The organism is Paenibacillus sp. GbtcB18, assembly GCF_019091125.1.
GTDB lineage: Bacteria > Bacillota > Bacilli > Paenibacillales > NBRC-103111 > Paenibacillus_F > Paenibacillus_F chitinolyticus.
This window is the reverse complement of the sequence record NZ_JAGXJX010000117.1, coordinates 1-515: the sequence shown is the minus strand read 5'-3', so window position 1 is coordinate 515 and position 515 is coordinate 1. Positions and strand designations below refer to the sequence as shown.

Annotated in this window: 1 pseudogene; it reads left to right on the top strand. The window is 32.4% G+C overall.

From position 1 onward, the window contains the following. Positions 1-133, top strand: a pseudogene (locus KVT34_RS32155) (TetR/AcrR family transcriptional regulator); the annotation flags it as partial. Between the last annotated feature and the right edge of the window lie 382 nt (positions 134-515).

Here is a 515-nt window from a genome sequence, read left to right as displayed (position 1 = left end):
GGATAATCATAAAAATAGATTGTCCGAAATCATGGTCTTAATAAATAAAGAAAAATTAAATATTACAGAAGAACGAGAAATATTTCATGTTATGAAGATTATCACGGCGGTGACTTTTCACAATCTTATTTAAAATTTTGCGAAGGAAATACCATTCGATGAGTCGGTGGAAAACTATACTTTAGAAATTTCATTACTAAAAAAAGGGCTCTATAAAAGGGTGGAAAATTAAATGATATCCACAAAAAAAGTGAGGGATTTAAAAAGGTAATTCTGTTTAGAATTATTTTTCACAATATCATTGGCATATTATCGAAAAATGAGGAGAAATGTAAATATGTTGAAAATATTTAAATACTTAAAACAAAAAGAATGGATACTTATTGTTGCTAGCTTTGTGTTCAGTGCAGGTTGAGTCTGGTTAGTATTGCAGCTACCAGATTTTATGTCTGGACTTGCCACCCTTGTACAGTCGTAGGGTAGCGCACCGAGCGAGATATGGGCAGCAGGAGGAA